3 protein-coding genes (1 of these 3 running past the window's edge) are annotated in these 23747 nt (G+C 59.6%); all 3 read left to right on the top strand.

All coding sequences use genetic code 11. From position 1 onward, the window contains the following. Positions 1-20: 20 nt before the first annotated feature. Tightly spaced (each overlapping or abutting the next), the 3 genes in view from ACFSOY_RS02660 to ACFSOY_RS02650 form a layout consistent with a single transcriptional unit that may run on beyond the window. Positions 21-9662, top strand: coding sequence for an SDR family NAD(P)-dependent oxidoreductase (locus tag ACFSOY_RS02660; RefSeq protein WP_386043975.1), 9642 nt, complete (start codon positions 21-23; stop codon positions 9660-9662). Continuing rightward, entirely contained in the window at positions 9659-14452 is a 4794-nt protein-coding gene (locus ACFSOY_RS02655) for an SDR family NAD(P)-dependent oxidoreductase (RefSeq protein ID WP_386043974.1), read from the top strand. Before ACFSOY_RS02660 ends, ACFSOY_RS02655 begins: the two co-directional genes overlap by 4 nt. After that, positions 14449-23747, top strand: partial view of an SDR family NAD(P)-dependent oxidoreductase gene (locus ACFSOY_RS02650; RefSeq protein WP_386043973.1) — the 5' portion only. Its footprint extends 3472 nt past the window's final position; the window shows 9299 of its 12771 coding nt (coding positions 1-9299); its start codon is at positions 14449-14451; its stop codon lies beyond the right edge, outside the window. Before ACFSOY_RS02655 ends, ACFSOY_RS02650 begins: the two co-directional genes overlap by 4 nt.

The following is a 23747-nucleotide window of genomic DNA, read 5'->3' as shown; positions in this document are numbered from 1 at the left end:
AGATTGGCGGGGGGAGTTCGATGAAAGACCTGAGCAGGACAAACATTCTGGAGGGGGTTGGAAACCAGCAGATCTTGGACCCCCAACCTGTCGACATCAGACATGTGTATGCCAAAACGGTATGGGAGAAGCGAGACGCAGACGATCGTGAGACGAGCGTCGTCACTTCCGGCCCCCTGCTCCTCTTCGACGTGGAGGAAACGCTGCGCGATCGTTTGCAGCAGCAGGAGGAAGTCCTTCTGATCAAGCCTGGCAGCCGGTTTCGCAAGCGAAGCGGCGGTGTATATGAGCTGCGCCCCGAGCGGGCTGATGACTATCAAAAGCTGTTCGCCGAGCTGCAGGCGGCAGGCGTTCAGCCAAACCGCATCGTGTTTCGCTGGTCCCGGCCTGGCCGTTCCCTGACGAACGATGTGGTTGAGGAGAAGCTGACGCGCAGCATTTATGCGCTGTTCCACCTTTGCCAAGCGCTCTGCAGGCTGAAAGCGCGCGAGTCGATCCGCATCTTGCATGTGTACCAGAGCGCAGCAGCGGACGAGCAGCCGGTGGAAGCGGCGATCAGCGCCTTTTCCAAGACGATTGCGCAGGAAACTGGCTTTTTGCAGCTGAAAACGCTCGAACTTCGCGGCGAGGCTGTTGCTGCTGAGGCAGACTCGGTGATGCGCGAGCTGACCACATGGCGGGACGAGGAATTCGAAGTGTGCGAAGTGGCAGGTCAGCAGTATGTGCGACGGCTGCAAATCCTGAGCGACGTCGCGCCGGTGCATACCGAACTTCCGTTGCGGAAACAGGGCGTATACCTGATCACTGGCGGTCTCGGCGGTCTCGGTCTGCTCTTCGCCAACTATCTGGCGGAGCGCTACCAAGCGAAGCTGGTGCTGACAGGCCGTTCCCCGCTGGATGAGGAGCGTCAAAACGCGCTGCAGGCGCTGGAAGCTGCCGGTGCTGAGGCGATCTATCTGCCAGCAGATGTGGCCAAAAAAGAGGATGTGGAGGCGCTGGTCGCAGCCGCGCACGAGCGGTTTGCCGCACTGCATGGCGTGATTCACAGCGCAGGCGTCCTCAAGGATCGCTTTTTCTTGCAGAAGACAGAGGCGGATCTGAAAGCGGTGCTCTTGCCGAAAGTGCATGGCGCGATCCAGCTCGACCTAGCCACCGCTGACGAGCAGCTCGACTTTTTTGCCCTGTTCTCTTCGATCGCCGGCACTACGGGGAATGTCGGACAGTGCGATTACGCCTACGCGAACAGCTTTCTCGATCGATTTGCAGCCTGGCGTCAAGGACAGCCGCGCGCTGGCAAGACGGTCGCGATCGGTTGGCCGCTCTGGGAAGCGGGTGGCATGCAGATCGACGAAGAGGAACGAGCTCTGCGCGAGGAGCGGACCGGGTTGCATCCATTGCCCACCGCTGCTGGGTTGCAAGCTTGGGAATCCGCCCTGCAGACAGCAAGTCCTCACCTGATCGTCAGCTACGGGCAGAGCGACAAGATTGAGCGGTGGCTTCTGCCCGCCGATCGGCCGTCAGTCGCGTCGAAGGCGGAAGCGCCAAGTCGAGTGGACAGCGAGCTGGTGAAAGAGCGAACCGAGCAGTTCCTGCGCGAGCTGTTTGCAGAGATCTTAAAAATACAGCCGGACAAGCTCGATCAGGACGCCTCTTTCCAGGACTACGGGATCAACTCGATCATGATCCATCAGTTCAACGTGAAGGCGGAAGCGCGCTTCGGCCCGCTCTCCAAAACGCTGTTGTTCGAGTCGCAGACTTTGAACGAGCTGACCGAGACCATGCTGAAGCAGCATGAGCAGGAGCTGATCAAAGGGTTGGGGCTCGGCCGCAAACAAGCGTCTGAAGCAAAAGTGGAACGGTCGCTCTGGTCAGACGTTGAATGGGGCGAACTGCGACCGCTGGAAGAGCAGCTGGAGCCGTTTGCTTCCTTCGGCGCGGGCAAGATCGAACAGGAAGAGATCGCGATCATCGGGATCAGCGGACGCTATCCGATGGCGAGCGACCTGCACGAGTTTTGGCAAAATTTGCAGCAGGGGAAAGATTGCATCACAGAAGTGCCGGCGAGCCGTTGGGATGTGTCGCGCTATTATGATCCCGACCCGGAGCAGTCGAAGTTCGGCAAGATGTACAGCAAGTGGGGCGGCTTTCTGGAAGATGCGGACAAATTCGACCCGCTGTTCTTCAACATCTCGCCCAAGGAAGCGGAGACGATGGACCCGCAGGAACGCCTCTTCTTAGAGGTCGCTTGGTCGGCGATGGAAGATGCTGGCTACACGCGAAAGCGACTGCAGCAGGATGGTCGTGCGAACGTGGGCGTTTTCGTCGGCGTGACGACCAACACCTACCTGCTGTTCGGGCCGGAGGAGTGGCGGAAAGGAAATGTCGTATTTCCGAACTCCTTCCCGTGGTCGATCGCCAATCGCGTCTCCTACGCTTTCAATCTGCACGGGCCGAGCATGCCGATCGACACTGCTTGCTCCTCCTCGCTGACGGCGATTCATCTCGCCTGTGAGAGCTTGCGAAGAGGAGAGTGTCAGACGGCGATCGCCGGCGGTGTGAACCTCTATCTGCACCCGTCTCGCTATGTGGCGCTCTGCCACATGCGCATGCTCTCGCCCACCGGAAAGTGCCACAGCTTTGGCGCTGACGGTGACGGCTTTGTGCCGGGCGAAGGGGTGGGGGCTGTGCTGCTCAAACCGCTGCGCCAAGCGGTGGCAGACGGCGACAACATCTATGGCGTGATCAAAGGCAGCGCGCTCAACCATGGCGGGAACACGAACGGCTACACCGTTCCTTCACCCAAAGCGCAGGCTGACCTGATCACCGAATCGCTGCGGCAGGCAAACGTTGACGCGCGGACGATCACCTACCTGGAAGCGCATGGGACGGGCACCTCGCTCGGCGATCCGATCGAGGTGAACGGGCTGACCAAGGCGTTTCGAGAACATACGGACGATCTGCAATTTTGCGCGGTCGGCTCGGCCAAGTCGAACATCGGCCATCTGGAGTCGGCAGCAGGCATCGCCGGTCTGACGAAAGTGATTTTGCAGATGAAGCACGGACGATTGGCCCCTTCGCTGCATGCGGAGCGGCTCAATCCGAATGTGGAGTTTGAAAAGTCCCCCTTTTTCGTCCAGCGAACATCGAGCGATTGGGTGCGGCAGACTGTTGTGAGCAACGGTGTGGAGCAGGAGCTTCCTCGGCGTGCCGGAATCTCGTCATTCGGCGCGGGCGGGGCGAATGCACACCTGATCGTAGAAGAGTACATGCCAGCTGCGGTCGAGGATCGGCCGTTTCGTGAGCAGGAGTCGCATCTGATCCTGCTATCTGCCAAAGATGAGCAACGGCTGAAAGAGTACGCTTGGAAGCTGGCGTTGCACATCGCTCGCGACCCACAGATCGAACTGGCAGATGTCGCCTATACGCTGCAAGTTGCGCGCGAGGCGATGGAAGAGCGCTTTGCTGCTGTCGTCACGAGCAAAGAGCAACTGTTGGACGCGCTTCGTGCGTACCGGACGGGAGAGACGGCCGAATGTCCTCTCTATCGCGGAAACGTTCGCGAGGGAGCCCGCACGACCGAGCTGGATGTTGCCACCCTTTGGCAGCAAAAGGATTGGGCCGAGTTGGCGCGCTGGTGGGCGAACGGAGGGAATCTGGATGGGTCAGCCCTGGAGGGGCGCCCTGCTGTGCGCCGCGTCGTGCTGCCGACCTATCCGTTCAGCAAAGAGCGGTATTGGATTCCGATCGCAGAGGAACAGGCGGCGAGCGGCGCGGGGAGTCGGCGTCTGAACGCGTTGCATCCGATGATCGATGCGAACGTGTCCACGTTGGACGAGCAGAGTTTTCAAAAGGAGCTCAGCCAAGACGATGCGTATGTGCGCGACCATGTGGTCGATGGCCAGATGGTGATGCCAGGAGCTGCCTATCTGGAGATGGCACGTGCGGCAGGCGAACTCGCGCAACCGAATCGCCAAGGTGTTTGCAAGCTGAACAAGATCGTCTGGGCAGCGCCTGTTCGTCTGACCGAAGCGACGAAAAACTTGCAGGTCAGCCTCTACCCACAAGGGGATGAGGTCGAGTATGAGATCAGATCGACCGCTGACGAAGGGGATGATCTGCACGCCCGCGGCGCGTTGGTCTGGGCGGATCGCGCATCGCTGCAACAGATCGCGCCGCTGCAGATCGCAGAGATTCGCTCTCGCTGCCCGGAAGTGCAGAGCGGGAAATCCTTCTATCAGGAGTTCGCTTCGCTCGGCTTTCAATATGGCGCAAGTCTGCAGGCGGTTCAGGAGATCTTCCGCAACGGGACAGAAGTGTTGGCACGCCTTGAACTGCCGACAGCAGCGGCCGGTATGGATGAATGTCGTTTACACCCCGCTCTGCTCGACGGAGCATTTCAGACGGTCGTCGCGCTGATGGACAAAAGCGAGGCGCAGTCGGGGCTGTTTTATCTCCCCGTCGCGCTGGAAGAGCTTGTGTTTCTGCGTCCGCTCTCGCCTGTGATGTATGCGCATGTTCGTCAGATCGAGGCGACAGGCCAGCTGAAAAAGTTTGCGATCAGCCTGTGCGATGAAACGGGAGCGGTGGCGGTGAACGTCCGCGACTTTTCGCTGAAGGCGTTCCACCGATCGCAAGCGGATTCGCACCAATCGATCTACTTGCATACAGCATGGGAAGCGCTTGCAGCAGAGCTGCCCGCATTGCCTCAGACGACGAGCGGTCCGCTGCTCCTGTTCGACAGGGGGATAGAGCTGCGAGACGAGCTGTTGAAGCGACCCGATCTGTCGGGCGTTCCTGTCGTGTTGGTTCGACCGGGCAACTCCTTTCAGGTGGTCGATCGGCACACCTACGAGATCTGCCCACAGGCGGCGGAAGATTATCATCAGCTGTTCGAACACCTGAAGCGATTCGATCTGCTGCCGGATCGAATTTTGCACAACTGGTCACCGGGCATGCTTGTGAGCGCAGAGCCTGCTGAACTTCACGACAAGTTGGATTATGGCATCTATTCCTGCCTGTTCCTGTCACAAGCGCTGATCGATCACCTTTTAACAACCGAAGTTCGATTCCTCTACGCCTGCTCGCTCGGTCTGCCGCATGAGGCGGCAGTCGCCAGCTTCCTCAAGACGCTGCAGCAGGAACAGCCCAATCTGCTGATCAAGACGCTGGAGCTTGCGGCGGAGGAAAAAAGGGCGGAGCGCTTGGCAGACATCGCGCTCTGGGCGTGGGCTGATCGCGATGAGCAGACTGCCGAGTTACGGTTTGATCAGGGCGTTCGCGTGGTGAAACGCTTGCAGCTTTGCGAAGCGGACGCGGTGCCCGCTCAGGCGGACTGGCTCAAGGAGGGCGGCGTGTACCTGATCACCGGCGGAGCGGGTGGCCTCGGGTTGCTCTTCGCACAACACCTGGTCGAGCAGGCTCGCATCAAGCTCGTCCTCACGGGACGATCAGCGCTCAATGCGGAGCAGGCGGAGCGCATTCGTCAGCTGCAATCATGCGGTGCTGACGTGCTGTACTTACAAGCGGACGTTTCGCGGCGCGAAGATGTTCAGCGGTTGGTACAGGAGGCCAAACGGCGCTTTGGACGCATCGATGGCGTCTTGCACGCGGCCGGCTTGCTCCGCGATGCGCTCGTTCGCAACAAGCGCAAGCAGGAAGTGGAAGAAATATTGGCCGCCAAGCTGTTCGGCACTCTGTACCTGCAGGAAGCGCTGCAGGCGGACGATCTGGACGTGTTCGTGCTCTTTTCCTCTGCGGCTGCTGTCGTCGGGAACGCGGGACAGAGCGACTACGCCTATGCGAACGGATTTTTGGATCGATTCGCAGAGTGGCGGCAAGCGTCAGGTCATGCTGGCCGAACGATTTCCTTCAACTGGCCGCTCTGGCAGGAGGGCGGCATGCGGGTATCAGCCGAACAGGTCTCCTTCTTAGCGCGAGCGAACGGCATGATCCCGCTGCGCACCGAATCGGGGATGCGCGCGTTTATGGCGGGGATGGTCAGCTCTTCCACCAACTGGATGGTGCTCGAAGGAGATGTGAGGCAGATCAAGCGGGCGCTGCGACTGGAGGAAGCTCGTCTTTCGATCGCGCCGCCAGCGCAGACGGAGGTGAAGGCAGAAGTTCCGACCGAAGAGCTGCGGTCCAAGACCGAATCGTTCCTCAAGGATGTTCTCGCCAAAGAGCTCAAGCTCCCCTCCGCCAAACTCCATTCGCGGCAAGGGCTGGATGAGTATGGGCTCGACTCGCTGATGATCACCTCTTTGACGCGCGAGCTAGAAGCGCAGGTAGGCGAGCTTACGAAGACGCTGTTTTTCGAATACCAGACGATCGAGCAGTTGACCGATTACTTTCTGGCGCACCACCAGCAGCGGATGATCGAGCTGACAGGAGTCGGCGCCCTTCCGCAAGCGACCACACCGGCTGTGCGCGAAGCGAGTCTGCCGTCCGCGAAGGAACAGGCGGTGACCCGCCGGCAGCGGGAGCGTTTCAATCAGCGTCCGTCCGCTCCGGCGGCTCGCGAAGCAAGCGTTCGCCAGGAGGACATCGCGATCATCGGCGTCAGCGGTCGCTACCCGCAAGCTGGCAACCTTGAGCAGTTTTGGGAGCAGCTAAAATCGGGCAAGGATTGCATCACCGAGATTCCGCTTGAGCGTTGGGATTACCGTCCGCTCTACGATCCGGACAAGACCAACCGGAGCAAGGTGTACAGCAAATGGGGCGGCTTTTTAGACGATGTGGACAAGTTTGATCCGCTTCACTTCAACATCTCGCCAAAGGAAGCAGAAGTGATGGACCCGCAGGAGCGCCTGTTTTTGGAAACCGCCTGGCATGTGGTGGAGGACGCCGGGTACACCCGAGAGCGGATGGCCCCTTTCAAAGTTGGCGTCTTCGTCGGCGTGATGTACGGTCACTACCAGCTCTATGGGGCGGAGGAGACGCTAAAAGGGAATCTGTTGGCGCTGAACTCCTCGTACGCGTCGATCGCCAATCGAGTGTCGTACGCGTTCGACCTCCACGGCCCGAGCCTCGCCATCGATACGATGTGCTCCTCCTCGCTGACCTCGATCCATCTCGCCTGTGAGAGCTTGTATCGCGGCGAAAGCGAGATGGCGATCGCTGGCGGTGTGAACTTGACGGTGCATTCGAACAAATACACGCTGCTGAGCCAAGGCAGATTTGCTGCCAGCGATGGGCGCTGCCGTTCCTTCGGAGAGGGTGGGGACGGATACGTTCCCGGCGAAGGGGTTGGCGCGGTGCTGCTCAAGCCGCTGTCCAAAGCGATTGCCGACGGGGATCAAATCTACGCGGTGATCAAAGCGACGGCGATCAATCACGGTGGCAAGACGAACGGCTACACGGTGCCCAACCCGAAAGCGCAGGGAGATCTGATTTCGGAAGCGCTGGAAAAAGCGCAGATCGATCCGCGCACGATCAGCTATTTGGAAGCGCACGGGACGGGCACTTCGCTTGGCGACCCGATCGAGATCAACGGTCTGATCAGGGCGTACAGCAAGCATACGCAAGACAAGGGCTATTGCGCGATCGGTTCGGTCAAGTCGAACATCGGCCATCTCGAATCGGCAGCTGGTATCGCCGGACTGACCAAAGTGCTCCTCCAGCTGAAACATCGGCTGCTCGTCCCGTCTTTGCATTCGGAGACGCTCAATCCGAACATCTCGTTTGAACAGTCTCCCTTCTCTGTGCAGCGGGAACTGAGCGAGTGGAGGCAGCCGACCGTTTTGATCGAGGGCAGAGCAGTCCGGATTCCGAGACGAGCGGGCATCTCCGCCTTCGGAGCGGGAGGCTCGAATGCGCATCTGATCCTTGAGGAGTTCGCCCAGCCTGCTGCTGACGAGCGATCACAAGATGCGGGTGAACAGCAGTTGATCGTGCTCTCCGCCCGCAATGCGGAGCGCTTGGCAGCCAGCGCCGAACAGCTGCTATCCTTCTTGACTCGCGAAGATGAAACGATCGAGACGGTGGTCACCCCAGCGCCTGCGAGCGAGCGATCGCCTGTGCGCGAAGAGGTGGTCGCGCTGGTGGCGGCCACGCTGAACGTACCTGCCGACAGCCTGGAGCAAGAGGAGGAGTGGAGCGAGTACGGAGTGGACCGGATGGTGTTGACCGAATTGGCAGAGCAGATCGGTCGCTCGATCGGCGTAGAACTGTCTGCCGCTTGGTATCAGGAGCACCGTTCTTTGCGCGCGCTCGCCGATTATCTTGCGGCGCAGACGAGAGCGGAAGCGGAGCCGATCAGGAAGCAGGTCAGGCTGAACGCATCTGACGCGCTCTCCTTGCGCGATCTCGCCCACACGCTGCAAGTCGGGCGGGAGGCGATGGAGGAGCGTCTTGCGTTCTTGGCGCGCGACTTCACCGAGTTGAAAAACAGCTTGCAGGCGTTTCTACAAGCGGGCAACAGCCCCGAGTTTTATCGCGGTCACGTGCGAATGAAAGAACAGCAGGTCGGAGTGCTCGTCGATGGTCGCGAGGGGGAAGAGTTCCTCAAAGTGATCATGCAAGAGCGAAAACTGAGCAAGCTGGCACATCTGTGGACATCTGGCGTGGAGATCGACTGGTCGCTGTTGCCGCCGGCTGGCAGTATCGCGCCAAAGCGCATCTCGCTGCCGCTGTATCCGTTTGCCAAAGAAAGGTATTGGGTGCCTGGCGCCAAGCCTGCCGCTGCTGCTGTGTTCACCAGCCAATCTGCCGCTGCTTTGCACCCGCTGCTCGGCACCAACGTGTCGACCTTGCGCGCGCAAAAGTTTGTGACCAAGTTGACCGGAGATGAGTTTTTCGTCAGGGATCATCAAGTCGAGGGCGAGAGATTGCTGCCCGGAGTGGCAGTCTTGGAAGCGGCGCGCGCAGCTGGCGAGATCGCCGGGGAAGCTGCCGTCTGTCGCCTGCTCGACACGGTGTGGATCAGGCCGATCCGCTTTGTTGAGCAAGAGCAGGAGATGTACATCCACCTCTATGCGAACGGAGATCAGATCGATTTTGAAGTGAGCACGATCGCGCAGGGGCGGGATCACACGCTGCATGCTCGCGGGCAGTTGGAGCTGCAGGAGCTGAACAGCCTACAGGCGGAGAGCATCGACGTGCAAACGATCGCAGATCGTTGCCGCAAACGGGTGAGCAGCTCCGACTGCTACCGCGAATTTGCCGACTTGGGTTTCCAATACGGTTCGAGCTTTCAACCGTTGCAATCGGTGGCGCTCGGGACGGCCGAAGCGCTGGCAAACTGGAAGCTGCCGAGCGAATTGGAGCATGATTTCCAATCGTTCCATCTTCACCCGAGCGTCATGGATGGTGCCCTGCAAGCGGTGATGGCGCTGATGATCGGGATGCGCGGAGATGAGCAGGCGATCTACCTGCCCTATTCGCTGGGCGAGGTGTCGATCTTCTCCGAGCATGCAAAAGATGGCTATGCGCATGTTGTGATGACAGAAGATGATCCGCAGTCTGGACTGAAACGATTTGACGTTCTGTTGACCGATGCGGCAGGTAGGGTCGCTGTGCAGTTAAAAAGGTTCACCGTGCGCAAAGCGCAAGCGGCGGCGGTCGGAGAACTGGAAGATCAGGAACTGCTCGCTTTGTTGAAAAAGCTGGAAGCTGGCGAGCTGAACGCCGACGAAGTCGAGCTGCTGACGGAGGGGAGCATATGAAAAACGGGCTGAGCAAAAAAGAGATTCTGCGCAGAATCGAACAACATCAGATATCCTCCGCGGAAGGCTTGGCGTTGTTAAAAGCGCTTCGTGCAGAGCCTGCGGGAGCGGCTGGTGATGAAGCGCTCTACTTCTCCTTTGACTGGCAAGAAGCAGCGGTGGAGGTGCAGGACGAATCGACCAGCAGTGCGGTCGATTCGGACCTGATCGTCCTCTGGGATGAGGGAGAGCGACTGCAAGCGGAGCTCAGCGACGGGATGAACGTGATCCGGGTCAAGTCGGGCAGCCGATTCGATCGACTGCAGGAGCGCCTCTACCAACTGAATCCGCAGCAGGCTGATGACTGCATCGCCATGCTTGAAGCGATCGAAGCGGAGCAGGGTCGAGCGCCGACCATGTTTTTGCTGCATGGACAAAATCTTGATGGTGAGAGCAGCCTCGACGAGCAGATCGAGCAGCAGCTGCAGCTCGGAATTCGTTTCCTCTCCTCGCTGAGCCAAGCGCTGTTGCGCCGATCGAACAAAGAGCCGGTGCGACTGCTCCAGCTGATTTCCGCTCCACCTGCAGGCGAAGCGGCGCTTGCACTCCAGGCGGCGATCGGCGGGTTTGGCAAGACGATCCGACTGGAGGAGCCGCGCCTATCCTGCAAAGTGGTGGCAGTACAGGATGAACTCCCTTTGCGGAGTCTGGTCAAGCGGGAGTTTGCGCTCTGGGATGAGCAGGAGACTGACGTTCGCTATCAAGCAGGACGGCGTGAGGTGAAGCGCCTGCAACGAATCGAGCAAGCGAGCGAAGATCGCGCGTTCGCTTCGCTTCGCGAGCGAGGGGTGTATCTGATCACCGGCGGTCAAGGCGGTTTGGGATTGCTCTTTGCAGAAGAGTTGGTGCGCCGAGCGAAGGCGACCGTCGTGCTGACCGGACGATCCGCTTTGACAGCAGAGGTGGCCGCAAAGCTGAGCGAGTGGGAGCGGTTTGGTGCGCAAGCTGTCTATCTACAGGCTGACATCGCCGATCGTCAACAGGTGATCCGTCTCGTCGCCGAGATTCGGGAGCGGTATGGCAGTTTGAACGGCATTGTACACAGTGCGGGCGTCGTTCGCGATTCGCTTGTGCGCAACAAGACGCAGGCGGATTGGGCGGCTGTGCTCGCCCCGAAACTGTACGGAACGGTCTGGTTGGACGAGGTGACGCGCGAGGAGGAGCTCGACTTTTTCGTGACCTTCTCCTCGACGACCGCAGTGTTTGGCAATGTCGGTCAAGCAGACTACGGATATGCGAACGCGTTCCTCGATCGCTATGCGGAACTGCGCAGCGAGCGAATGAAGATGCTTTCGATCAACTGGCCGCTGTGGAAGCATGGCGGAATGAGCGTTTCAGCCCAGACGGAGCAGTATCTGCGAAGCGCGCTCGGCATGGTGCCGCTGAGCACCGCCGCCGGGTTGCAAGCTTTCCATGACGGGTTGGCCATGCATCGCGCTCAACTGGTGGTCGTGGAGGGGAACGCAGAGCAGATCGAGCGCACTTTGCGCGTGCGTGAAGCGCGTCCCGAAAAAAGCATGGCACCTGTTCGCAATGTACAAAATCAAAAAGATCTGCTGGCGAAGACCGAACAATTTTTAAAAGAGGTGCTTGCTGAGGAGATGCGGTTGACTGTCGATCGCATCGATGCGGAAGAAGCTTTAGACCGATACGGACTCGACTCGGTCATGATCATGAATGTAACGCAAAAGTTGGAAGTGACGTTTGGCGAGCTGTCGAAAACGCTCTTTTTCGAATATCAAAATGTAAAAGAATTGGTCTCCTATCTGATCGAACATCATCTGGACACGATCGTTGAAAAGTTTGGAACTGCGGCTGCCGAAGCGCCTCTCAAGCTGATCGACAGGCGAGCGACGATGCCGCTCCCGGCGAGTGCGGGCAGGAGCCGCTTTTTTGAAGCGTCGCCCTCCGCAGAGCGCAAGGGGGGGCAGCGAGAGGAAGACATCGCGATCATCGGCATCAGCGGACGCTATCCGCAGGCGCGCAACCTCGAAGAGTTCTGGGCGAATCTTGCGGCCGGACGAGATTGCATCACCGAAATTCCCAGCGATCGCTGGGATTGGCAAGCTGATTACAGCCCCGACAAAGAAGCGAAGGGGAAGACGTGGAGCAAGTGGGGTGGGTTCCTCGAAGATGTGGACAAGTTCGACCCGCTCTTCTTCAAAATCACGCCGCGGGAAGCAGAAGTGATCGACCCGCAGGAGCGGCTGTTTGTCGAGACGGTCTGGCACACGATGGAAGATGCGGGCTACAGCGTGGAGAAGTTGGGGAACTATGAAGTCGGCGTCTATGTCGGCGTGATGTACGGGCACTACCAGCTGTACGGAGCGGAGCAATCCAGTCAGGGAAACTCGATGGCGCTCAGCTCTTCCTATGCGTCGATCGCCAACCGGGTGTCCTACCTGTTCAACCTTCGCGGGCCGAGCCTCGCGCTGGATACGATGTGCTCCTCTTCGCTGACCGCTTTGCACTTGGCTTGTGAAAGTTTGCGCCGGGGAGAGACGGACGTGGCGATCGCAGGCGGAGTCAACCTGACGATCCATCCGAACAAATACATGCTGCTGGCGCTGGGCGGATTCCCATCGACCGATGGGCGCTGTCGAAGCTTCGGTGAAGGCGGCGACGGCTACGTGCCAGGTGAAGGTGTCGGGGCGGTGCTCCTCAAGCCGCTGAGCAAAGCGCTGGCAGATGGTGATCGCATTCATGCGCTGATCAAATCGACCTCGATCAACCACGGTGGCAAGACGAACGGATACTCAGTTCCCAATCCGAACGCACAAGCGGCGGTGATCGGCAAAGCGTTCGCCAAGGCGGGCATCGATCCGAGCACGATCTCCTATCTGGAGGCGCATGGCACGGGGACTGCGCTCGGCGATCCGATCGAGATCACCGGCTTGGTCAAAGCGTTCGATCGTCCGGAGAAGCGGGGCTATTGCGCGATCGGGTCGGTCAAGTCGAACATCGGGCACCTTGAGTCGGCGGCCGGAATCGCCGGCTTGACCAAAGTGCTGTTGCAGATGCAAAAGAAACGGTTGGTGCCATCCTTGCATTCGGAGCGGTTGAACCCGCATATCCCGTTTGCCAACACGCCCTTTTATGTCCAGCAAGAGCTGGCCGAGTGGGAGCAGCAGACGATCCTCGAACACGGCTTGGAAGTCAAGGTGCCGCGGCGGGCGGGACTCAGCTCGTTTGGCGCAGGCGGGTCGAACGCGCATGTGATCTTGGAGGAGTTCACAGCTCCGGCGCGACAGGTGGAGCCGTCCGGCCAGCAGCTCCTCTTGCTCTCCGCGCGAACGGAAGAACAGCTGAGCGAATCTGCTACGCGCTTGGCCGACCATCTTGCGCAAAAACGTCAGGCGGGCGATCAGCTCTTGCTCGGCGATGTCGCCTATACCCTGCAGGTGGGGCGCGAGGCGATGGAGGAGCGGCTGGCGATCGTCGCCTCCAGCCTGCAAGAGGTGGAAGACAGCCTGCGCGCGTTCGTCGCCGGTCGACAGCAGCAGCCGCTCTATCGCGGCAGTGTGAGCGGGCTGAAGAAGTCGGGCGATGCGAGCGGCGAAGATCTGGATCGCGAAAGTCAGTTGCGAACGCTTTTTCGCGAAAAGAAGTGGTCGCAGCTGGCCGAGCTGTACATCTCGGGCGTTCGCATTCCCTGGGAGAGCTTCCATCTGGAAGCTGCCAGCACCGCGAGTCGCATCGGGTTGCCCGGCTATCCGTTCGCCAAGGAGCGCCATTGGTTTGCGGAGCAGTTCCGGCCGCAGGTGGCAGCGTTGGCAACCGCTCGTCCGCTGCATCCGCTGATCGACTCCAACGAGTCGACCCTGGAAGCGCAATGTTATCAAAAGGTGCTGTCCGGCGCAGAGTTTTACCTGCGCGATCACCGCGTGCAAGGTCAACATCTGTTGCCAGGTGTGGTCTATCTTGAGCTGGCGCGGGCAGCAGGCGCTCTCGCCCACCCGAAGGCAGATCTTCTATTGCTGAAGCAGGTCGTCTGGGGACTGCCGATGGTGTGGAGCGGTGGGCCGATCACCGCGCAAATCGTCCTGTCTGCAAGCGATGATCGGGTCGCCTATGAGGTTCGCACGTCTGACGAAGCGGGCGGAGAAAAGCTGCACGCACAAGGTCAGATCGAGTATGGAGTGCGCAGTACCGCTTTCGCAGAGGAACGAGCGTTCGAACTGGACGAGATCAAAAAGCGCTGTACGGCGCATCGGAGCGGTGAGGATTGCTATCGCGAGTTTGCTCGCCTCGGCTTCGAATACGGCCCCGAGATGCAAGCGATTGCAGACTGGTACGGAGATCGGACAGAAGCGCTGAGCCGATTGGTTCTCCCGGCGGCACGCGCAGGAAGGGGCGAATTTATGCTCGATCCGACGCTGCTCGATGGCGCTTTGCAGACGGCGATCGGCCTGATGAGCGGCGGTGCGAAGGACGGCGAGCTGTACCTCCCCTTTGCGATCGAAGAAGTGGAGATCCGCTCAGAGTTGTCGGCCGTCAGTTTTGCACATGTGCAGCTCATGCCTGAGACAGCTTCGCAAGAAGCGGGCGTCTATCATTTCCAGGTTCGCATGTTCGATCAGGCGGGACGCTTGTCGGTGAGCATGAAAAATTTTGCGGTGAGAAGAATGGCGGTTCGCAAGGCGACAGATGCGTCGCATTCGGATGACAGGTTGCTGCAACTGCTTCGACGCTTAGAAGCAGGAGAGCTCACGTCAGATGAGCTCAAACCGCTACTGGGGGGAGTGCAATGAGGGGGAACTTGAACGTCGACCAAGTCTTGGAGATGATCGAGCGACGACAGATGACGGCAGAAGACGGGTGGTGCATGATCAAAGAAGCGCAGCAATCCCCGCCTGCCGAGAAAGTATATATCCGCCCGGTCTGGGAGGCTGAGCGACTGTCCCCACAGGGGGACGACAGCGAATGGTCGAGCTCCCTGTTGATCTTTGCAGACAGCCAAGAGACGCTTCAAGCTTGGAAAAAGCGGTTGGCAGATCGACCGCATGACGCTGCGTTTGTCACATGGGGCGAATCCTTCCAGTCGGACAGCGAGGGCAGACATTTTGAATTGAATCCGCAAAGCCCAGCTGATCTTCAACTGCTGATCGACTCGCTTTTGCAACGAGGACGATTGCCGCAGCGAATTTTGTTCCATGAGCGGTCGCGCCAGCATGGCGGGATTGAGGAAGCTCTGCATCACGGGGTGCTCCCCCTCTTCCACCTCTGTCAAGCGCTGATGCAGCAGAAGATCGAAGAGACGGTTCGACTGCTTTATCTGTACGAGCCGGCGACCGATCTGCTCGGTTGCTTGCGTGCGGCGATCGGCAGTTTTGCCAAAACGATCCGGCTGGAGAACCCGCGCTTGGTCGTTCAGACGATGCAGTGGCAAGCAGAGTGTGAGCAGCCCGCTTTGTTGCAGGCGGTGCAGGATGAGTGGAGCGCGGGCGGACAGCATGCTGCGGAGATCAGGTATGTGGACGGCATTCGCCAGGTGAAGCGCTTGGCCGAACATCCTGTCGGGAAGCAGCAGACCGATCGTTTGCCTTTGCGCAAACATGGTGTCTACCTGATCACCGGCGGCGCTGGCGGCTTGGGACTGCTCTTTGCCGAATATCTGGCGCGCGAATGGCAGGCGCGCCTTGTGCTCACCGGTCGGTCGGAGCTTGGGGCGGAGCGAGCAGCACGGCTGAAAGCGCTCGAATCGTTCGGCGCAGAAGTGCTCTATCTCGAAGCGGATGTCGCTTGTCAGGACGCGGTCATCGAAGTTGTCAAGTCGGCAAAGCAGCGCTTTGGCGCTTTGCATGGCATCGTCCACAGCGCCGGTGTCACGCGCGACTCCTTCCTGTTGAAAAAGACCGAGCAGGAGTTTCAAGAGGTGCTCGCACCGAAAGTTTGCGGTGCCCTGCATTTGGAAGCGGCGACAGCGGATGAACCGCTCGACTTTTTTGCACTCTTCTCTTCGACAGCAGCGCTGACCGGCAATGTGGGGCAGGCTGACTACGCGTTTGCCAACAGCTTCTTGGATCATTTTGCTGAGCTGCGCGCCGCGCACCGCTCCGGTCGGACGATCTCCTACAATTGGCCGTACTGGGCGGATGGCGGGATGCGAGCAGAGGCGGAACTGTTGGCCGAGCTGCAGCGGCGGCTGGGCATCGCGCCGCTGAGCACGCAGGCGGGCATCGAAGGGTTTGTCGATGGCTTGCAGGCGGGGGTCAGTCAACTGGCAGTGCTGGCAGGAGATGCGGAGCGAATCAGGCGCTCGCTGACAGGCGAGGATGAGCTGGCAGGCGGTGCAGCAACAGAGGCGTTCGAAGTGGACAGCGGCGAACAGGCTGAGCTTGCGAGCCGCATGGAAGCCTATCTGAAAGATCTTTTTGCCGCGGAGACGAAGGTGCCAGCTGCAAAGATTCGCGCAGAGGAACCTTTAGAGAAATATGGGATCGACTCGCTCGTCATCATGGGATTGACCCGTGAGTTGGAGCGTGAATTTGGCGATCTTTCTAAAACGCTCTTTTTCGAATATCAGACGATCGAGGAGCTCTCCGCTTATTTTCTGAAGCGCCACCTAGGCAGCGTGCAGGCAAAATTCGGGCTGACAGTTCGTTCGAAAGCTGAGCGGGCAACGCTTCCTCCTGTCGAGCAAGTCGAACAGGTTGAGCGAGTCGAGCAAAAAGGTGCGCTTCGCAAGCGGTTTTTACAGCCGCTCGACACGAATGCGCATCGTGGGAACGACGATCAGAGCGCGGTCGCGCTGGCAACAGATGAGATCGCGATCATCGGGTTGAGCGGACGCTATCCGCAAGCGCGAACGCTCGATCAGTTTTGGGAGAATCTGCGCAGCGGGCGAGACTGCATCACCGAAGTTCCGGCTGAGCGATGGGATCACCGCGACTATTTTGACCCGGACAAAGGGCGAAAGGGCAAGACCTACAGCAAGTGGGGCGGGTTCCTCGACGATGTCGATAAGTTCGATTCGCTCTTCTTCAACATCTCGCCGCGAGAAGCGGACGTGATCGATCCGCAGGAACGGCTGTTCCTGGAGACCGTTTGGCATACGTTTGAAGATGCGGGCTACACGCGGAGCAGTTTGAACGAACGGAGCGTCGGGGTGTTCGTCGGTGTGATGTGGGGGCAGTATCAACTTCATCAGACCGAAGTGGACGGCAATCTGATCACACCCGGTTCCTCCTATGCGTCGATCGCCAACCGAGTGTCCTATACGTTCAACCTCCACGGGCCGAGCTTGGCGCTCGATACGATGTGCTCCTCCTCGCTGACCGCCATTCATCTGGCCTGCGACTCCTTGCGCAAAGGGGAGAGCAAGCTGGCGGTGGCAGGCGGCGTCAACCTGACGATCCACCCGAACAAATATTTGCAGCTGGCCCAAGGCAAGTTCGCCTCGTCCGACGGGCGCTGTCGAGCGTTTGGCGATGGCGGCGATGGCTATGTGCCAGGCGAAGGCGTCGGTGCGGTGCTGCTCAAGCCGCTGGCGCAAGCGAAAGCGGATGGCGATCGCATCTACGCGGTGATCAAGGCGACGGCGGTCAACCACGGTGGCAAGACCAACGGGTACACGGTGCCCAACCCGAATGCGCAAGGGGAGCTGATCGCCGAGGTGCTGAAGCGGGCGAATCTCGACCCGCAGACGATCAGCTACATCGAAGCGCACGGAACGGGAACTTCGCTCGGCGATCCGATCGAGATCACCGGGCTGCGGAAGGCGTTCGGAGAAGAGCAGGAGCGGCAATACTGCGCGATCGGCTCGGTGAAGTCGAACATCGGGCATCTGGAATCGGCAGCGGGGATCGCCGGGTTGACCAAAGTGCTGTTGCAGATGAAGCATGGTCAGCTGGTACCCTCGCTGCATGCGAAGCCGGAAAACCCGCACATTCCGTTTGCCGAAACGCCCTTTTACGTGCAACGAGAGCTGAGCGAATGGAAGCGGCTGAAGCGAGCGGAGAGCGGACGAGAGGTCGAAGTGCCGAGAAGGGCGGGCATCTCGTCGTTCGGGGCGGGCGGATCGAACGCGCACCTGATCGTGGAGGAGTATCTGCAAGAGCGGCAGGTGGACGTAGAAGCGGAACGAGGCCCGCACCTGCTGGTGCTGTCCGCCAAGCGGGAGGAGCAGCTGTTGGAAAGCGCTGAGCGGCTGCGAGAGTTCCTCTCGTCCGCAGAGCGTCCTGCTGTCCGCCTGTCTGATGTAGCATACACGCTGCAGGTCGGCCGGGAGCCGATGGGAGTGCGATTGGCGATCATTGCCGAGACGGTCGAGGATGCGGTGCACAAGCTGACCGATCTGCTCGCGCGAAAAGCTGGCGGAGATGGCGTCCATCTCGGCGAGGTTGCCGATCAACCGATCGCTTTGGGCGATGACCAAGAGGATCGCGACTATCTGGAAGCGATGGTTCGCCGCGGCAATCTGGACAAAGTTGCCTCGTTTTGGGTCAAGGGGATGTCGATCGACTGGCAGCTGTTCGATCGCGGAAACGACCCGACCCGCATCTCGCTGCCCGGCTATCCGTTCGCTCGCGAGCGGCACTGGGTGCAATCGTCCGGCACGAAGCCCGATCTGCTGCGCCGTGCATCTGAGCATGCGAGCGGATTTGGGCCGCTGCATCCGCTGGTCGATCGGAACGAATCGACCTTGCAGGAAGAAGTGTTTCGCAAGACGCTTCGCAAGGAAGAGTTTTTCCTGCACGACCATGTGGTGGCGGGTAAACATGTGCTGCCAGGCGTCGCCTATCTGGAGATGGCGCGAGCGGCAGGAGAGTTGGCAGGAAGCGGCCGCGTGCAGGAACTTCAGGAGATCGTCTGGGCGAGTCCGGTCGTTTTGGAGACGGAGGAGCAGGACGTTTGGATCCGCCTGCAGCCAGATCGGGAAGCGGTCGAGTTTGAAGTTTTCAGCCGCGCCAACGATAAGCGCGCGCTGCACGCCAAAGGCAGACTGCTGATGGCTGAGCAAGCATCGACAGCAGGTCGATCGCATCCTGCCAAGTTCGACCTGTCGGCGATCAAGAGCCGCTGCTCGACGCGGATGAGCCAGCAGACCGTATACGGCGCTTTCCGCACGATGGGGTTTGAGTATGGATCGAGCTTCTGCGTCACCCAAGAGGTGCATTGCGGAGAGCGGGAAGCGTTAGGTTTGCTCCACCTGCCGAGCGAGTTGCGTGAGGAGGCGAGCGCATATTCGCTCCATCCGTCCCTGCTGGACGCGGCGGTGCGAGTGGCGTTTGGCATCGGCGGTGACGGGTATCAAGACCCTGTGTTGCGCATCCCGTTCGCGCTCGGAAAAGTAGAAATTTTCCAGCCGCTCCCGAGCAGCTGTTATGCGTATGCGTTCGCAGCCGAAGACCGTCTGGTCAAAGAGGATCAGGTGCAGACCTGTAACATCGCCATTCTGAATGAACAGGGCGAGGTGTTGGCGCTGTTGACCGACTTTTCCTCCCATCCGGTCCGCGAGCGGGCGCTGGGGAAGACTGGCGGGGAGCAGCTGTACTACTACCGCCCCGAGTGGGAGCTTAGCCCATTGCCCAATCGCCCTCTGCATGACGGAATTGAGCGGTTGGAAGCGCTGGTGCTCTTCGAGCAGGAGGAGGCGTTCACCCAGCAGATGCAGGTGCTGCTCGGCACGCTGTCGGGCCGGCAGAAGCGCATCGTCCGCATTCGGCAGGGCGACCGCTATCAGCAGCTCGCACCTGACCTTTATACGGTTCGAACGGCGGTGGCGGATGATTATCAGCAACTGATCGAAGCGCTCGATGAGCAGGGTGTGCGCCTTTCCCATATCGTGCATCTGTGGAACGGTTCGAACGAGGGCGCCGCAAGCGAAGCGGAGCTCACCTTGCAGGAGCAGTTGGATCGCGGACTGTATTCGGTGCTTCGCCTCTTCCAGACGCTGACCAAGCGCAAGCGTGATGAGCAGACCGACTGTCTGTTCCTCTTTGCAGGCGGGCCAAGCGCGATCGCTCCTCATCATGAGATGCTCTCCGGCTTTGCGAAGTCGCTTACCTCGGTCAATCATCGCTTTCAGTTGATCCTCCTGCAGATGGAAGCGCAAGCGTCCACTCTGCAGCAACAGGTCAAGTCGGTGGTCAGCGAATTGGCGTTTGCCGAGTATCGCAATGGCACGGAGATTCGATATGTTGGCGAAGAGCGCCAGATCCGTCGCTTGCACCAGCAACCTGTCACGACACAAGCTTCCGCAGATCAACATCCGTTGCTGAAGACGAAAGGCGTGTATCTGATCACCGGCGGGCTTGGCGGACTCGGCATGATCTTCGCAGACTATCTGGCCAAGAACTACCAAGCGCGGCTGGTGCTGACTGGTCGCTCCGCACTGTCTGCGGAGAAGCGGTTGCAAGTGGAAGCGTTGGAAGGTCGAGGCGCGGAGGTGCTCTATTGCCAAGCGGACGTCTCGCGAGCGCAAGAGGTGCAGGAAATGCTTTCAGCGGCCCGCGATCGCTACGGGAAGATCGACGGCATCTTCCACAGCGCCGGGGTGGGAAGCGACCTGCCCGTCCTGCAGGCTGATCGGGAAGCGTTTGCAGAAGTGCTGTCGCCGAAGCTGGAAGGCACTTTACATCTCGATCGGGCGACCACGGAGGAGCAGCTCGACTTTTTCATCCTCTTCTCTTCCAGCTCCGCGCTGATCGGAGATTTTGGCGAATGCAGCTATGCGACGGGCAACGCGTTTCAAGATCGCTTTGCCGCCTGGCGTGAACAGCAGCGACTTCAAGGGGCGCGCACAGGCAGGACGATCTCGATCAACTGGCCGCTTTGGAAATCGGGCGGTCTGGATCTCCCCGAAGAGACGGACGCTTTCTTCTCCTTCTCCGGCATGCGGCCGCTTGAGACCGAAATGGGCTTGCGCGCGTTTGAAGAGTCGCTGCGGATGGAACTGCCGCAGGTGGTGGTGATGAGCGGAGAGGTTGAGAAGATCAACCGCGTGCTTCGCGTGGAGCAGCAGCGGGTCGAAAAGAGTGACCGACCAGCAGAAGTGATCGGTGTGGCAGCCAGTACGACCTCCACTGAGGGCCTGTTCGAAGCGACAGAAGCGTATCTCAAAGAGATGCTCGCCAAGACCATTCAGTTTCCCGCCCAGCGGATCAACACCAAGATCCCGCTTGAGGAATACGGGATCGATTCGGTCATGATCATGGAGATGAACAGCCTGTTGGAAAAAGATATTGCCGATCTTCCGAAGACTTTGCTGTTTGAGCACAGGACGCTGCACCAGCTGTCCAACTATCTCGTTCAACACCACGAACAGGCAATTCGTCCGGTCGTCGGGTGGGTGGAACCGCTGGCGAGTTCGGCAGAGGCGGAAGCTCACCATGCGACTGCACAGGTGGCAGTCGCCGAGGAGATCCTCCCCGCTCGTCGTTTCTTTGAGACTCAGGCACCAACAGTTTCCTCCGCACCGTCCCCGACGTCCACTGCAACGCAGGCGAGCGGGCAGGAGGAGATCGCGATCATCGGTGTCTCCGGGCGCTATCCGATGGCTCAGGATCTTGAGCAGTTCTGGGAGAACTTGAAGCAAGGTTTGGACTGCATCACCGAGATCCCTCAGGATCGCTGGGATCATCGTCGCTACTTCGATCCGCAAAAAGGGAAGAAGGGCAAGATCTACAGCAAATGGGGCGGTTTCCTAGAAGGGTTTGATTCGTTCGATCCGCTGTTCTTCAACATGTCACCGCGAGAGGCAGAATCGATCGACCCGCAGGAGCGGCAATTTCTCGAAGTGGTCTGGGAGACGATCGAGGATGCGGGCTACACGCGAACGAGCTTACAGCCACATCGGGTCGGCGTTTTTGTCGGGGCGATGTACGGGCAGTATGAGCTGTTCGGCATCGAGGAATCGATGCGCGGCAATGTGCTTGCGCTCTCCTCGTTCTTCTCTTCGATCGCCAACCGCGTGTCCTACCTGATGAACTTTAACGGCCCGAGCTTAGCTGTCGACACGCTCTGCTCGTCGTCGCTCGAATCGATCCGACTGGCTTGTCAGAACATCTGGAGCGGGGCGTGCGACATGGCGGTGGCAGGCGGGGTGAACCTGAGCTTGCATCCGAACAAATATATCTTCCTCTGCCAATCCAACTTCCTGTCGTCCGACGGTCGATGCCGTTCGTTCGGCGCGGGTGGAGATGGTTATGTGCCAGGCGAAGGCGTCGGAGCTGTGTTGCTGAAGCGGCTGAGCCAGGCGGTTGCAGATGGCGATCAGATCTATGCGGTGATCAAAGGGACTGCTGTCAACCACGGCGGCAAGACAAACGGCTATACGGTGCCCAATCCGACCGCCCAAGCTGAGCTCATCGCCGAGGCGTTTCGAGCAGCAGATGTTGACGCGCGGACGATCAGCTATATCGAAGCGCATGGGACGGGCACTCCGCTCGGAGATCCGATCGAGATCACCGGATTGCAGAAAGCGTTCGCCGAGACGACGCAGGACAAGCAGTTCTGTGCGATCGGGTCGGCGAAGTCGAACATCGGTCACCTCGAATCGGCAGCAGGTATCGCCGGGGTGACGAAGGTGCTGTTGCAGATGAAGCATAAACAGCTGGTGCCGTCGCTGCACTCTGACGTTCTCAACCCCAACCTGAACATCAGCGCGACTCCGTTTTACCTTCAGCATCAGCTGAGCGAGTGGAAGCGTCCGGTGATCGAACGAGGAGGCAGGGAGCAGATCGTGCCGCGCAGGGCTGGCGTCAGCGCTTTTGGCGCCGGGGGGACCAACGTGCATCTGGTGCTGGAAGAATATGAGGCACCGCAAAGCGGTTCCGAATCGACCGACAGTCCGCAGCTGATCGTGCTCTCCGCGCGCACCGAAGAGCGGCTGAAGGCGTACGCTCAAAAATTGCTGAACACCCTGCAAAAGCGAACCGCCGTGAGCAAGACGATCTATCGTCAGGTGGAAGCGTCGCTGGAAAAAAGGGTGCAGGCAGACTTGATCCGCCTCGCAGCAGAGGTGCTCGAAGTCGGTGAGAGCAATCTCGACTTGGCAGCCGCGCAGGAGGAGTACGGATTTGACCGGCTGGCCTGGCATCAGCTGCTTCAGCGCGTCAATGAAGCGTATGGGCTCGACCTGTCCTCAGCAGATGTTCCGCAATCGACCTCGCTCCTGTCGTTTGCCCACTTCCTGTTGCAAAGCTACCGCGAAGCGCTGCTGAGCGTTTATCCAGCCGCTGTGGAAGAGCGGGTCGTCGAACAAAAATCACAGATTCGCCTGCTGGACGTCGCTTACACGCTGCAAGTGGGCCGTGAAGCGATGAAGGAGCGCGTCGCAGTCGTCGCCAGCAGCGTAGCAGAATTGATCGAAAAATTGCAGGCGTACTGCCAGGAACAACAGCATGTGGGAGAAGTCTACCGGGGAACGGTGCGAAGTGGCCGCGAGGATGTCGAGCTGTTGGTCGATGGAGCCGAGGGCGAACTGTTCCTGAACAGCTTGATTCAAAACCGCAAGTTTCAAAAGCTGGCCAGCCTGTGGGTCAGCGGCGTGGAAATCGATTGGAGCTTGCTCTACACGAAGTCCGCCCAGGTGCCGAGGCGCATAACGCTTGCAACCTATCCGTTCGCCAAACAGCGGTACTGGATTCCAGATGTGGACAAGCGCGATCAAAAGCGCAGCGCGGAGAGCGTGCGTCCGCTGCTGGACGGCGTGGATCTGCAGCGCAGTTTGCGGCAAGGGCTTGTTTTCCGCAAGGCGCTGCATCGGGCCCACCCGCTCTGGCGATTGGATGCGCCGACAGGACAGCTTCGACTTTCGTTTACCGCCTGGTTGGAGATGGCGGCCGAAGCGGGGCTTGAGCTTGCGGAGAACAGCGCGTTTTCGATCCATCAGCTCACCGGGCAGGACGCTTTGGAGCTGACAGGTGGGCAGGCGGAGCTGTCTCTCTCCCTTCAGGAGCAGCAAGGCAGATACAGATTGGAGATCGAAAGCGGACAGCCGCAGCGCACCCGCCATGCGCAAGGCGATCTGATCGTCAGAGCGGCAGGGGAAGCGCCGCATTTCGCAGTCCAAGATTGCATCGCGCGCAGCCATCAAGAATC

Origin of the sequence: Tumebacillus lipolyticus, assembly GCF_042682745.1 — a bacterium.
Taxonomy (GTDB): domain Bacteria; phylum Bacillota; class Bacilli; order Tumebacillales; family Tumebacillaceae; genus Tumebacillus_A; species Tumebacillus_A lipolyticus.
This window is presented reverse-complemented; position numbering and strand designations above follow the sequence as displayed.

Coding starts and splice junctions, on each gene's coding strand:
- ACFSOY_RS02660 (WP_386043975.1), top strand. CDS start 21: ATGAAAGACCTGAGCAGGACAAACATTCTGGAGGGGGTTGGAAACCAG.
- ACFSOY_RS02655 (WP_386043974.1), top strand. CDS start 9,659: ATGAAAAACGGGCTGAGCAAAAAAGAGATTCTGCGCAGAATCGAACAA.